This window comes from Pseudomonas lutea (assembly GCF_000759445.1).
GTDB lineage: Bacteria > Pseudomonadota > Gammaproteobacteria > Pseudomonadales > Pseudomonadaceae > Aquipseudomonas > Aquipseudomonas lutea.
The window spans coordinates 172,261-185,821 of the sequence record NZ_JRMB01000002.1 but is presented as its reverse complement, the minus strand read 5'-3'; the positions used below and the strand labels follow the sequence as shown (position 1 = coordinate 185,821).

The following is a 13,561-nucleotide window of genomic DNA, read 5'->3' as shown; positions in this document are numbered from 1 at the left end:
AATACGGGAGCGATCAGCCGTGCAGCGTCTCGGCGGCATACAGCGTGTTTTCCAGCAGGCAGGCGCGGGTCATCGGGCCCACGCCACCGGGCACGGGTGTAATCCAGCCTGCACGGGGCAGGGCGGTTTCGTACACCACATCGCCTACCAGTTTGCCGTCGTCCTGACGGTTAATGCCGACGTCAATGACAATCGCACCCTGCTTGATCCACTCGCCCTTCACCAGGCCCGGTTTACCCGCGGCCACAACCACCAGATCGGCGCGGCCGACGTGCCCGGCCAGATCCTGAGTGAAGCGGTGGGTCACGGTCACGGTGCAGCCTGCCAGCAGCAGTTCCATCGCCATCGGACGACCGACGATGTTGGACGCGCCGACGACCACTGCGTCCTTGCCGTACAGATCAACGCCGGTGCTTTCCAGCAGGGTCATGATGCCCTTGGGAGTGCAGGGCCGCAGCAGGGGAATGCGCTGGGCCAGGCGGCCGACGTTATACGGATGAAAGCCATCGACATCTTTGTCCGGACGGATGCGTTCCAGCAGGCTGGACGACTCCAGGTGCTCGGGCAGTGGCAGTTGCAGCAGGATGCCGTCAATGGCCGGATCGTCGTTGAGGCGATCGATAAGGTCGGTCAGTTCGGTCTGGGTGGTTTCACTGGGCAGGTCATAGGCCTGCGAGATGAAGCCGACCTCTTCGCAGTCTTTGCGTTTGTGCGAGACGTAAACCTGAGAGGCGGGGTCGCTGCCGACCAGAATCACCGCGAGGCCGGGCGTGCGCAGACCTTGCTCGCGACGCTGGGCGACTCGTTGGGCGATCTGCTGGCGCAGGTTGGCTGCGATCGCTTTGCCGTCTATTAGTTTTGCAGTCATTACGCGTGATTAACCATCGGAAGGGAGGGAAAAAGAGCGCGCATTCTCGCATGACCTGACCCAAGGGCAAAGACGGTTGGTTCGCTTAATAAGCTAAGCCCTTTAATTAACTCAATTTTTTAGAAAAAAGTGTTGACGACCTTTTGGGCCGTCTATAAGATTCGTCGCACTTGTCGGGCACAACCCCACACAGGATTAGCCGGAAACGGCAGATCCGGTCGAAAGGTTGAATAAGTCAGGTAGAGTTAAGATCGGCTCAGCGTGATTGAAAGCTCTTGATTTGCAGTCTAAACGAAGGCAAATAAATAAGTGCCCGTAGCTCAGCTGGATAGAGCATCCGCCTTCTAAGCGGATGGTCGCAGGTTCGAGTCCTGCCGGGTGCGCCATTAGGCAACTTTGGCACAAGTAGCATTCAGTTTGAATGCGTCGGTTACAACGCAATATGGTGGGCGTAGCTCAGTTGGTAGAGCACGGGATTGTGACTCCCGTTGTCGAGGGTTCGATCCCCTTCGTCCACCCCATATTCGAAAAGGCGCCAGATTCATAATCTGGCGCCTTTGCTTTAAGCGCTTCAAAACGCGGATGTGGTGGAATTGGTAGACACACTGGATTTAGGTTCCAGCGCCGAAAGGTGTGAGAGTTCGAGTCTCTCCGTCCGCACCAGCTACAAGCCTCGCAACACTTTATTTGAGTGTTGAGGGGATAAAGAAAGCCGCCTTGTGCGGCTTTTTTTGTTTCAACGCAGGTTTCATCGTGGCCCTCGCTTGATGTGTCCATGACACAAGGCCCACAAGGTGTGCCTCCAGGGGCTGGATCATGACTGGGCCGTCCTTTCGCTTCCTTTTATATGGGGGGCGATCAGGTGCGTCCCAGACACCTCCCGCAGGCCGAATCATCGGCTTGCGATTCCCGGGCTGCACGCCACTTTATTTACCCTTGTTCAGTAGGGTGACTTCTTGAGTTTGACCCACTAGAATGCTTGCCCTTGATTCTGGGGTCGGAAACGGCCGGCTAACGTCTGTGCAACGAGGAATATCCATGCAAGTTTCTGTTGAAAATACTTCCGCTCTCGAGCGCCGCATGACCATTGGCGTGCCTGCTGAGCGCATCGAGACTGAAGTCAACAAGCGTCTGCAGCAGACCGCACGTAAAGCCAAGATCCCGGGCTTCCGCCCAGGCAAAGTGCCTATGAGCGTGATCCGCCAGCGTTACGAAGACGGTGCTCGTCAAGAAGCACTGGGCGACCTGATCCAGGCAACCTTCTACGAAGCTGTCGTCGAGCAAAAGCTGAACCCGGCTGGCGCACCTTCCGTAGAGCCCAAGACCTTTGAAAAAGGCAAGGACCTCGAGTACATCGCGACTTTCGAAGTGTTCCCCGAGTTCTCCGTTGCCGGTTTTGAATCCATCTCTGTCGAGCGTCTGTCGGCTGACGTTGCCGATTCCGACCTGGACAACATGCTGGAAATCCTGCGCAAGCAAAACGTCAGCTTTGAAGTGGTTGACCGTGCTGCACAAAACGAAGACCAGCTGAACATCGATTTCGTCGGCAAGATCGACGGTGAAGCATTTGCTGGCGGTTCGGCCACCGGTACTCAGCTGGTGCTGGGTTCGGGTCGCATGATCCCGGGTTTTGAAGACGGTCTGGTCGGTGCCAAGGCGGGCGAAGAGCGCGTTCTGAACCTGACTTTCCCACAGGATTACCAGAATCTGGAACTGGCTGGCAAGACCGCCGAGTTCACCGTTACCGTCAACACGGTGTCGGCACCGACCCTGCCTGAGCTGAACGAAACGTTCTTCAAGCAATTCGGTATCAAGGAAACCAACATCGAAGGCTTCCGCACCGAAGTTCGCAAGAACATGGAACGCGAGCTGCGTCAGGCGATCAAGTCCAAGGTCAAGAATCAGGTAATGGACGGTCTGCTGGCCGCCAACCCGATCGAAGTGCCTAAAGCGCTGCTGGAAAACGAAGTAAACCGTCTGCGCGTTCAGGCTGTTCAGCAGTTTGGTGGCAACATCAAGCCTGACCAACTGCCAGCCGAGCTGTTCGAAGAGCAGGCCAAGCGCCGCGTCGAGCTGGGTCTGATCGTCGCTGAAGTCGTCAAGCAGTTCGACCTCAAGCCAGACGACACCCGTGTTCGCGAGCTGATCCAGGAAATGGCTTCGGCCTACCAGGAGCCAGAGCAGGTCGTGGCGTGGTACTACAAGAACGAACAGCAAATGAACGAAGTTCGTTCGGTTGTGCTGGAAGAACAAGTTGTGGATACTGTTTTGCAGAAAGCGAGCGTGACCGACAAAGCGGTCTCGTACGAAGAGGCAGTCAAGCCGGTTGAAGCTCCACAAGCCGACTGATCACCTTCTCTCGTTCGAAAACACCATAAGCCAGCCTTCGCGCTGGCTTATGCGTATTCAAGACATGACTATTTGGGAGTGAATGCGAGACATGTCCCGCAATTCTTATATTCAGCAGAACTCTGACATCCAGGCCGCTGGCGGCCTGGTCCCGATGGTTATCGAGCAGTCCGCCCGTGGCGAGCGCGCCTATGACATCTACTCCCGCCTGCTCAAGGAACGCGTCATCTTCCTGGTCGGCCCGGTTGAAGACTACATGGCCAACCTCATCTCGGCACAACTGCTGTTCCTTGAAGCGGAGAACCCGGACAAGGACATCCATCTTTACATCAACTCCCCTGGCGGTTCGGTGACTGCAGGCATGGCGATCTACGACACCATGCAGTTCATCAAGCCGGATGTGTCGACGACGGTGATGGGGCAGGCGTGCAGCATGGGCGCTTTCCTGTTGGCCGGTGGTGCGAAGGGCAAGCGGTTTGCGCTGCCTAACTCGCGCGTCATGATTCACCAGCCGCTCGGCGGTTTTCAGGGCCAGGCGTCGGACATCGACATCCACGCCCGGGAAATCCTGTTCATCCGTCAGCGCCTGAACGAACTGTTGGCGCACCACACCGGTCAGACGCTTGAGACCATTGAGCGTGATACCAACCGCGACAATTTCATGAGCGCCGAGCGTGCTGCTGAATACGGTCTGGTGGACTCGGTCATCGACCGTCGTCAAATGGCCAAATGATTGCGTGAAGGGCAATGATCCCGGGTGGTCGGCATCGCCGCGCCACCTGCGGACTTGAAATATCGGGCAATTGCCTTCATCTTGTGTTGCAAGCCTACCGGATTGGATCGATCGAATGACTGACACCCGCAACGGCGAGGACAACGGCAAACTGCTTTATTGCTCCTTCTGCGGCAAAAGCCAGCATGAAGTGCGTAAATTGATTGCCGGCCCCTCGGTATTTGTATGTGACGAGTGCGTCGACCTGTGCAATGACATCATCCGCGAGGAGGTGCAGGAAGCACAGGCCGAGAGCAGTGCGCATAAATTGCCATCGCCCAAAGAAATCAGCGGCATCCTTGACCAGTACGTCATTGGTCAGGAGCGTGCCAAAAAGGTTCTCGCAGTAGCGGTCTACAACCACTACAAGCGTCTGAACCAGCGCGACAAGAAAAACGACGACGTTGAACTGGGCAAGAGCAACATCCTGCTGATCGGCCCTACGGGCTCCGGCAAGACATTGCTTGCGGAAACGCTTGCGCGTTTGCTCAACGTACCGTTCACCATCGCCGACGCCACCACCCTGACCGAAGCCGGTTACGTGGGTGAGGACGTCGAGAACATCATTCAGAAGCTGCTGCAGAAGTGCGATTACGATGTCGAGAAGGCCCAGATGGGTATTGTCTACATCGATGAAATCGACAAGATTTCACGCAAGTCGGACAACCCTTCCATCACGCGTGATGTGTCGGGCGAAGGCGTGCAGCAGGCCCTGTTGAAGTTGATCGAAGGCACTGTGGCTTCCGTTCCGCCCCAAGGCGGTCGCAAGCACCCGCAGCAGGAGTTCCTGCAGGTGGACACGCGCAATATTCTCTTCATCTGCGGCGGCGCGTTCTCTGGCCTGGAAAAGGTCATCCAGAATCGCTCCACCAAGGGCGGCATCGGCTTCAACGCCGAAGTTCGCAGCAAGGAAGAGGGCAAGAAGGTCGGCGAGTCCCTGCGTGAAGTCGAGCCTGACGATCTGGTCAAGTTCGGCCTGATTCCGGAGTTTGTAGGTCGTCTGCCGGTATTGGCGACCCTCGACGAACTGGATGAGGCTGCTTTGATGCAGATTCTCACAGAGCCGAAGAACGCGCTGACCAAGCAGTATGGCAAGCTGTTCGAAATGGAAGGTGTGGACCTTGAGTTCCGCCCCGATGCGTTGAAATCGGTTGCCCGCCGCGCGCTTGAGCGCAAGACCGGCGCCCGTGGTCTTCGCTCGATCCTCGAAGGCGTTTTGCTCGACACCATGTATGAGATTCCGTCGCAGTCGGACGTGAGCAAGGTGGTGATCGACGAAAGCGTCATCGAAGGCACTTCCAAGCCACTGTTGATCTACGAAAACAGCGAGCCACCTGCCAAGGCGGCACCGGACGCGTAGCCCCTCGGCAACGCACCGGGCGACTGGAAACGAAAAGGGCCCTCGGGCCCTTTTCGCGTTTCCTCCCAACACCTCACCCGACTGGGCCGGGCTGTTGCCGTTTCTGCACCGCTGGCGGATTAACTCAAAGCGGCGCTTGTTTTTTTAAGGTCCAACCCCCATCTTGATTTTCAGCTTATTTATATCTGTCCATGGCCTGAAGGCCGCCGTAGAGGCGAAATCATGAAGACGACCATTGAACTGCCTCTGTTGCCACTGCGCGATGTTGTGGTGTACCCGCATATGGTTATCCCACTGTTTGTGGGACGCGAGAAGTCGATCGAAGCCCTTGAAGCCGCGATGACTGGCGACAAGCAGATTCTGCTGCTCGCGCAACGTAATCCTGCCGATGATGATCCTGGTGAAGACGCGCTCTACAGCGTAGGTACTGTCGCGACCGTACTGCAGTTGCTGAAGCTGCCGGATGGCACAGTGAAGGTACTGGTCGAAGGCGAGCAGCGTGGCTCGGTGGAGCGCTTCATTGAGGTGGACGGTCACTGCCGCGCCGAAGTGGCGCTGATCGACGAGGTTGATGCACCGGATCGTGAATCCGAAGTCTTCGTCCGCAGCCTGCTGGCACAGTTTGAACAATACGTGCAGCTGGGCAAAAAAGTCCCGGCTGAAGTGCTGTCCTCGCTCAACAGCATCGACGAGCCGGGTCGTCTGGTCGACACCATGGCCGCGCACATGGCGTTGAAGATCGAGCAAAAGCAGGAAATTCTTGAAATCATCGACCTCTCCGCCCGGGTCGAGCACGTTCTGGCGTTGCTGGATGCCGAAATCGACCTGCTGCAGGTCGAGAAGCGTATCCGCGGTCGCGTGAAGAAGCAGATGGAGCGCAGTCAGCGCGAGTACTACCTGAACGAGCAGATGAAGGCCATTCAGAAAGAGCTCGGCGACAGCGAAGAAGGCCACAACGAAATCGAAGAGCTGAAGAAGCGCATCGATGCGGCCGGTTTGCCAAAAGACGCGATGACCAAGGCGACCGCCGAGCTGAACAAGCTCAAGCAGATGTCGCCCATGTCTGCGGAGGCGACGGTGGTTCGCTCCTACATCGACTGGCTGGTCCAGGTGCCGTGGAAGGCTCAGAGCAAGGTCCGTCTGGATCTCGCCCGTGCCGAAGACATTCTCGACGCTGACCACTACGGTCTTGATGAAGTCAAAGAGCGGATCCTCGAATACCTCGCCGTGCAAAAGCGCGTGAAGAAGATTCGCGGTCCGGTGCTGTGCCTGGTCGGTCCTCCTGGTGTGGGTAAAACCTCGCTGGCGGAGTCGATTGCCAGCGCGACCAATCGCAAGTTTGTTCGCATGGCGCTGGGCGGCGTGCGCGATGAGGCGGAGATCCGTGGACACCGCCGTACTTACATTGGCTCGATGCCAGGTCGCCTGATTCAGAAGATGACCAAAGTGGGTGTGCGCAACCCGCTGTTCCTGCTCGATGAAATCGACAAGATGGGCAGCGACATGCGTGGCGACCCGGCATCGGCGTTGCTGGAAGTGCTCGATCCCGAGCAGAACCACAATTTCAACGACCATTACCTCGAAGTCGATTACGACCTTTCCGACGTCATGTTCCTGTGCACCGCCAACTCGATGAACATACCTCCGGCGCTGCTTGACCGGATGGAAGTGATCCGTCTGCCCGGTTACACCGAAGACGAAAAGATCAACATCGCGACCAAGTACCTCTCACCCAAGCAGATCGCTGCCAACGGTTTGAAGAAGGGCGAGATCGAGTTTGAAGAGGAAGCCATTCGAGACATCGTGCGCTACTACACCCGTGAAGCGGGTGTGCGCAGCCTTGAGCGCCAGATCGCCAAGGTGTGCCGCAAGGCGGTCAAGGAGCACGCCCAAGAGAAGCGTTTCTCCGTCACTGTGACTGCAGCGACGCTGGAGCACTACCTCGGTGTTCGAAAGTTCCGTTATGGCCTTGCAGAACAGCAGGATCAAGTCGGCCAGGTGACGGGCCTGGCCTGGACGCAGGTCGGCGGCGAGCTGCTGACCATCGAGGCGGCTGTTGTACCGGGCAAAGGGCAACTGATAAAGACCGGTTCGCTTGGCGACGTCATGGTCGAGTCAATCACCGCTGCGCTGACGGTTGTGCGCAGCCGTGCGAAGAGCCTGGGCATCCCCCTGGACTTCCACGAGAAGCGCGACACGCATATCCATATGCCGGAAGGCGCTACCCCCAAAGACGGCCCTAGCGCCGGCGTGGGCATGTGCACGGCACTGGTGTCGGCCCTGACGCAGATCCCGGTCCGTGCCGATGTCGCCATGACGGGTGAAATCACCCTGCGTGGACAGGTACTGGCCATAGGTGGTTTGAAGGAGAAATTGCTGGCTGCTCACCGTGGGGGCATCAAGACGGTGATCATCCCCGAGGAGAACGTTCGCGATTTGAAGGAAATCCCTGACAACATCAAGGCGGACCTGCAGATCAAACCGGTTAAATGGATTGACGAGGTCCTGCAAATTGCGCTGCAATACGCGCCGGAGCCCTTGCCGGACGTGGCTCCCGAGATGGTTGCCAAGGATGAAAAACGCGAGTCTGACGCCAAGGAGAGGATCAGCACGCATTAGTCTGGGAGGCCTTCCTTGACAGGTTTTTGGAGCCCTTGCTATAAAGCGGCTCTTTAAGCCTGTTCAGGCCGCTCAGTGTTCGTTTGGTTGCACCCAAAAAAACTTAGAAATACTCAAATATATAAGGGGACTTAGAGTGAACAAGTCGGAACTGATTGATGCTATCGCCGCATCCGCTGACATCCCGAAAGCTGCTGCTGGCCGTGCGCTGGACGCTGTAATCGAATCCGTCACTGGCGCTCTCAAGGCTGGCGACTCTGTTGTACTGGTAGGCTTCGGCACTTTCTCCGTCACTGATCGTCCTGCCCGCACCGGCCGCAATCCTCAGACCGGTAAGACCCTGGAAATTCCAGCGGCCAAGAAACCAGGCTTCAAAGCCGGTAAAGCCCTGAAAGAAGCCGTCAACTAAGTTCTTTTACTTTGCCCGCTCAGGACAGCGTTATCTCTGTTCTGGTCGTGAAGCGGCAAGTGCGGTTGGTCAAGCGCTGGACTGTCACTCGGGGAACGCACATCGAACCCCGTCCGCTTTGCAAGTTACGAGAAGGCGCATCCTCGGATGCGCCTTTCTTCTATCCGGATTCAACCCACGCTCCGCGTTACCGTGTGCCGCAGCCTGGTGAGTCGAGTACAACCCTCTGGGGGACGCATGCTGCAGAATATCAGGGACAATTCACAAGGCTGGATTGCCAAGACCATTATCGGGGTGATCATCGCTCTGATGGCCCTGACCGGCTTTGATGCCATTTTCAGGGCTACCAGCCATTCGCAGGATGCTGCGAAGGTCAATGGCGAAGAAGTGACTCAGGCTGAACTGGGTCAGGCTGTTGAAATGCAGCGCCGTCAGCTGATGCAACAGCTGGGCAAGGATTTCGATCCTGCGATGCTTAACGAAAAGATGCTGCGTGATTCAGCGCTTAAGGGCCTGATCGACCGCAAACTGCTTTTGCAGGGCGCCGCTGATTCGAAGTTCGGTTTCTCCGAGGCGGCACTGGACCAACAGATCCTGCTGACGCCTGAATTCCAGGTTGACGGTAAATTCAACGCCGATCGCTTTGACCAGGTGGTTCGCCAGCTCGGTTACACGCGTCTTCAGTTCCGCCAGATTCTGGGCCAGGAAATGCTGATCGGCCAGATTCGCGCCGGTATCGGCGGCAGTGCATTTGTGACTGACGCTCAAGTGGATGCCTTCGCGCGTCTGGAAAAACAGACCCGCGATTTCGCTACGCTGACGCTGCCCGCAGACCCGTCGAGCGTGAAGGTAACGGATGACGAGATCAAGGCTCACTACGATGAGCATGCGAAGGAGTTCTTGAGTCCCGAGCAGGTGGTGCTTGATTACATCGAGCTGAAGAAGTCGTCTTTCTTCGACAAGGTGTCGGTTAAGGATGAAGACCTGCAGGCGGCCTATCAGAAAGAGATTGCCAACCTGGCAGAGCAGCGTCGTGCGGCGCACATCCTGATCGAAGTCAACGACAAGACTACTGACGCTCAGGCGAAAGCCAGGATCGAAGAGATCCAGCAGCGAGTGGCCAAAGGCGAAGATTTCGCCGCACTGGCGAAGGAGTTTTCTCAGGATCCGGGCTCGTCCACCAAAGGCGGTGACCTGGGTTACGCCGGCAAGGGTGTCTATGACCCGGCCTTCGAAGACGCGCTGTACGCGCTGAACAAGGATCAGGTATCCGCGCCTGTTCGCAGTCAGTTTGGCTGGCACTTGATCAAGCTATTGGGTGTTGAAGCGCCATCGGTGCCGACGTTCGCCAGCCTGAAGGAGAAGCTGACCAACGATCTCAAATCCCAGCAGGTCGAGCAGAAGTTCGTCGATGCGAGCAAGAAGCTCGAAGATGCTGCTTTCGAAGCATCGGATCTGGCTCAGCCTGCTCAGGACCTGGGCTTGAAAGTGAAAACGACTGCGCCATTCGGTCGTGAGGGCGGTGAAGGGGTTGCAGCCAACCGAGCCGTTATCCAGGCCGCGTTCAGCCCGGAAGTGATGGAAGAGGGCTCCAACAGCTCCGCGCTGGAACTGGACCCCGAGACGGTCGTGGTGGTGCATGTGAAGGAGCATCGTCAGCCGGAGCAACTTCCTTTGGAAGCGGTATCGGCACCGATCCGCGCGCAATTGGCGAAGCAGCATGCCAGCGATGCGGTGAAGGCACGCGGTGAGGCGCTTCTGGCAGGCCTGCGTGACGGCAAGGTGCCTTATGCAGCGACCAAGCAGGACGGTCAGAGCTGGAAGGTGGTGGAAGCGGCTTCACGCGGCCAGGAAGGTGTTGAGCCTCAAGTGCTGCAGGCGCTGTTCCGTATGCCCAAACCTGAGGGCAAGAACAAGCCGTTGTATGGCAGCCTGACTGCAGCGGATGGCAGCTTTGTGATTGTGCGCTTGAATGGCGTCAATCAGGCCGCTCCGGCGACGGATGAGGAGAAGAGCCAATACCGTCGCTTCCTGGCGTCCCGTGAGGGCCAGCAGGATTTCGCGGCGTACCGCGCGCAGCTTGAAGCGGCGGCGAAGATCGAGAAATATTGATCGACGTAGAACGCGGTTAACAGAAAGCCCCGACTCGTGAGAGTCGGGGCTTTTTTGTGGCCGGTATTTGGCCTACGTGCTTGAAGGGACCCGCAATGTTGGGTTTGAGACAAGATCACAGCAACAGCTTCTCGGCTAAAGCCGGTCCACTGGATGACCGCGATTTCATCGTAGGAGCCGGCTTGCTGGCGAATGCATTCTGTCAGTCAACGTATTCATTCCTGATCCGCCGCGTTCGCCAGTTCAAGCCGGCTCCTACAAAAAAATGCGTTCAGTCAGGTACGACGATGATCGGTCAAAGATTTTTGAAACAGCGCGTCCCAAGTGGGATTGGCTTGGCCGGGAGGCCTTTGATCCGCGCGCTTCGCTTCTGATCTTGATCTTCATACACATAAAGCCCAGACGACACCTATCGCGACGTGGGTGCAGGCCAAACGCCTTTCCAATTAACTCGCCGAAGGCGAAGCCCGAGGCCGTCAGGCCGCCTATAACGAACGCCGCAAAACCCGACTGGCAAACCCAGCACGAAAAAAAACGGCAGACCCTCCAGCCAAATGGCCGTCTGATCCACCGTCTTCGCCAGCACGCCGGCTTCTACACGTTGGGCAGCGCTCCCCGAAGCAAGCGCCGGAGACCCGCTATGCGATCAACCTTCCAGATCACCCATCGCCGTGGTGTTGAAACCGCCGTCGACGTACATGATCTCGCCGCTGACACCGGAAGCCAGGTCAGAACACAGGAAAGCACCCGCGTTACCCACTTCTTCGATGGTCACGTTGCGACGCAACGGAGTTTGGGCTTCGTTGGCCGCCAGCATCTTGCGGAAGTTGGAAATACCCGAGGCCGCCAGCGTGCGGATCGGGCCAGCCGATACCGCGTTGACGCGAGTGCCCTCAGGGCCCAGGCTGCGGGCCAGGTAACGAACGCCGGCCTCAAGACTGGCCTTGGCCATGCCCATCACGTTGTAGTTCGGCATGGTGCGCTCGGCGCCCAGATACGACAGCGTCAGCAGGCTGCCGTTGCGGCCCTTCATCAAGTCACGACCGGCTTTGGCCAGGGCCACGAAGCTGTAGGCACTGATGTCGTGGGCGATGCGGAAACCTTCACGGGTGGTGGCCTGGGTGAAGTCACCGTCCAGTTGGTCGCCCGGTGCGAAGCCCACGGAGTGCACGATGCAGTCCAGACCGTCCCACTTCTTGCTCAACTCTTCAAAAACCTTGGCGATTTCTTCGTCGCTGGCGACGTCGCAAGGGAAGCACAGGTCAGCGTTCGAACCCCAGCTTTCGGCGAATTCTTCCACGCGCTTTTTGAGTTTTTCGTTCTGATACGTGAAGGCAAGCTCAGCGCCTTCACGGTGCATGGCGGCAGCGATACCGGATGCGATGGACAATTTGCTGGCGACACCGACGATCAGGACGCGCTTACCGGCGAGAAAACCCATTGTTTTGTTCCTCTTCAGGTTAATCGACAGCTGCCGGCGCCAAAAAGGCGGCCTCCAGCAGCTGCTGTGTATAAGGATGTTGCGGTGCAGCGAAGATGTCTTCTGCCACACCTTGTTCAACCACTTGGCCTTGCTTGACCACCATCAGTTGGTGGCTTAACGCCTTGACCACCGCCAGGTCATGGCTGATGAACAAATACGTCAGGTTGTACTTGGTTTGCAGGGAGCGCAACAGCTCCACCACTTGGCGCTGAACGGTGCGGTCGAGGGCCGACGTCGGCTCGTCCAGCAAAATCAGCGCCGGTTTTAACACTAATGCCCGTGCGATGGCGATCCTTTGCCGCTGCCCCCCGGAAAACTCATGGGGATAACGGTGTCGGGTTGCCGGGTCCAGGCCTACTTCCTTGAGCGCTTCGATCACCGCAGCTTCCTGCTCGACCGGCGTGCCCATTTTGTGAATCCGCAGGCCTTCGCCGACGATGTCACACACCGACATACGCGGGCTCAGGCTGCCGAACGGGTCCTGAAACACCACCTGCATCTGGCGCCGCAGCGGCCTGACCTGATGCTGTGTGAGCTCGTCCAGGGCGTGGCCATGAAAGCGTATCGCGCCTTCGCTGCGAATCAACCGCAGAATCGCCAGGCCCAGCGTCGATTTGCCCGAGCCGCTTTCGCCGACAATCCCCAGCGTCTGACCCTTGGGCAGACTGAAGTGGATGCCGTCGACCGCTTTGACATGATCGACCGTGCGCTTGAACACGCCTTTCTTGATCGGAAACCAGACCCGCAGGTCCTCAACTTCGAGCAGGGGCGCACCCGGCGGGTTATTCGCCGGGCCACCTTTGGGCTCCGCGCTGAGCAGTTCACGGGTGTACGGATGCTGCGGCGCGCGGAACAGCTCTTCGCACGATGCCTGTTCGACGATGCAACCGCGCTGCATGACACATACTCGGTTGGCAATTTGCCTGACGACGTTCAAATCGTGGCTGATCAGCAGCAACGCCATGCCCAGCCGCGCCTGCAATTCCTTGAGCAGTTCGAGGATTTTCAGCTGGACCGTCACATCCAGCGCGGTGGTCGGCTCGTCGGCGATCAACAGCTCGGGCTCATTGGCCAGGGCCATGGCGATCATGACGCGTTGCCGTTGACCACCGGACAACTCATGCGGCAGGGCTTTCAAACGCTTGGCCGGTTGCGGAATGCCGACCAGCTCGAGCAACTCCAGCGTCCGCCGGGTTGCCGCTTTGCCGGTCAGCCCCTTGTGCAGGCCGAGCACCTCATTGATCTGTTTTTCGATGGACTGCAGCGGGTTCAGCGATGTCATCGGTTCCTGGAAAATCATCGCGATGCGGTTGCCGCGAATGCCCCGCAAACGTTTCTCGCTGACATGCAGCAGGTCGTCACCGGCGTAGCGGATCGTTCCGCTGGGGTGGCGCGCGAGCGGGTAGGGCAACAGCCGCAGAATCGAATGAGCGGTGACTGACTTGCCTGATCCGCTTTCGCCGACCAGGGCCAGGGTTTCACCCTTGCGGATGTCAAAGCTGATGCCCTCGACCACGCGCTGAACGTTGCTCCCTGCGACAAACTCCACCGACAGATCGCGGATTTCGATCAGATTGTCCTGGTTCATG

The 13,561-nt window shown here is 57.9% G+C and carries 9 protein-coding genes and 3 tRNA genes; 9 read left to right on the top strand and 3 right to left on the bottom strand.

Translation table 11 applies throughout. From position 1 onward, the window contains the following. Positions 1–13: 13 nt before the first annotated feature. Positions 14–868, bottom strand: coding sequence for a bifunctional methylenetetrahydrofolate dehydrogenase/methenyltetrahydrofolate cyclohydrolase FolD (gene folD / locus LT42_RS13005; RefSeq protein WP_037013646.1), 855 nt, complete (start codon positions 866–868; stop codon positions 14–16). Positions 869–1,177: 309 nt separating this feature from the next. Here folD and LT42_RS13000 point away from each other — a divergent pair. From LT42_RS13000 to LT42_RS12960, 9 genes are all read left to right on the top strand, one after another. Then, positions 1,178–1,254: transfer RNA gene (locus LT42_RS13000), tRNA-Arg, on the top strand. A 59-nt stretch (positions 1,255–1,313) separates the two neighbouring features. Then, positions 1,314–1,389: transfer RNA gene (locus LT42_RS12995), tRNA-His, on the top strand. Between the two features lie 57 nt (positions 1,390–1,446). After that, positions 1,447–1,531 (top strand) — tRNA-Leu (locus LT42_RS12990). A gap of 375 nt (positions 1,532–1,906) precedes the next feature. Continuing rightward, positions 1,907–3,217, top strand: a complete 1,311-nt coding sequence (tig, locus tag LT42_RS12985; protein ID WP_037013644.1) for a trigger factor — start codon at positions 1,907–1,909, stop codon at positions 3,215–3,217. Between the two features lie 91 nt (positions 3,218–3,308). After that, positions 3,309–3,950 carry an ATP-dependent Clp endopeptidase proteolytic subunit ClpP gene (gene clpP / locus LT42_RS12980; RefSeq protein ID WP_037013642.1) on the top strand — a complete coding sequence of 214 codons (642 nt, stop codon included), beginning with the start codon at positions 3,309–3,311 and terminating at the stop codon, positions 3,948–3,950. Between the two features lie 115 nt (positions 3,951–4,065). Further along, a complete protein-coding gene (gene clpX, locus LT42_RS12975; RefSeq protein ID WP_037013640.1) occupies positions 4,066–5,349 on the top strand; it encodes an ATP-dependent Clp protease ATP-binding subunit ClpX in 1,284 nt (427 codons plus the stop codon). Positions 5,350–5,571: 222 nt separating this feature from the next. Then, entirely contained in the window at positions 5,572–7,968 is a 2,397-nt protein-coding gene (gene lon / locus LT42_RS12970) for an endopeptidase La (protein ID WP_037013639.1), read from the top strand. 121 nt (positions 7,969–8,089) lie between these two features. Beyond that, a complete protein-coding gene (locus LT42_RS12965; protein ID WP_272631174.1) occupies positions 8,090–8,377 on the top strand; it encodes an HU family DNA-binding protein in 288 nt (95 codons plus the stop codon). Positions 8,378–8,614: 237 nt separating this feature from the next. Then, positions 8,615–10,489, top strand: coding sequence for a SurA N-terminal domain-containing protein (locus LT42_RS12960; protein WP_037013637.1), 1,875 nt, complete (start codon positions 8,615–8,617; stop codon positions 10,487–10,489). Between the two features lie 646 nt (positions 10,490–11,135). Here the strand turns inward: LT42_RS12960 and fabI are convergent. Next, positions 11,136–11,930, bottom strand: a complete 795-nt coding sequence (fabI, locus tag LT42_RS12955; RefSeq protein ID WP_037013635.1) for an enoyl-ACP reductase FabI — start codon at positions 11,928–11,930, stop codon at positions 11,136–11,138. 19 nt (positions 11,931–11,949) lie between these two features. Next, positions 11,950–13,560 carry an ABC transporter ATP-binding protein gene (locus LT42_RS12950; RefSeq protein WP_037013634.1) on the bottom strand — a complete coding sequence of 537 codons (1,611 nt, stop codon included), beginning with the start codon at positions 13,558–13,560 and terminating at the stop codon, positions 11,950–11,952. Position 13,561: the final 1 nt, after the last annotated feature.

Coding starts and splice junctions, on each gene's coding strand:
- LT42_RS12950 (WP_037013634.1), bottom strand. CDS start 13,560: ATGAACCAGGACAATCTGATCGAAATCCGCGATCTGTCGGTGGAGTTT.
- tig (WP_037013644.1), top strand. CDS start 1,907: ATGCAAGTTTCTGTTGAAAATACTTCCGCTCTCGAGCGCCGCATGACC.
- folD (WP_037013646.1), bottom strand. CDS start 868: ATGACTGCAAAACTAATAGACGGCAAAGCGATCGCAGCCAACCTGCGC.
- clpX (WP_037013640.1), top strand. CDS start 4,066: ATGACTGACACCCGCAACGGCGAGGACAACGGCAAACTGCTTTATTGC.
- clpP (WP_037013642.1), top strand. CDS start 3,309: ATGTCCCGCAATTCTTATATTCAGCAGAACTCTGACATCCAGGCCGCT.
- LT42_RS12960 (WP_037013637.1), top strand. CDS start 8,615: ATGCTGCAGAATATCAGGGACAATTCACAAGGCTGGATTGCCAAGACC.
- lon (WP_037013639.1), top strand. CDS start 5,572: ATGAAGACGACCATTGAACTGCCTCTGTTGCCACTGCGCGATGTTGTG.
- fabI (WP_037013635.1), bottom strand. CDS start 11,930: ATGGGTTTTCTCGCCGGTAAGCGCGTCCTGATCGTCGGTGTCGCCAGC.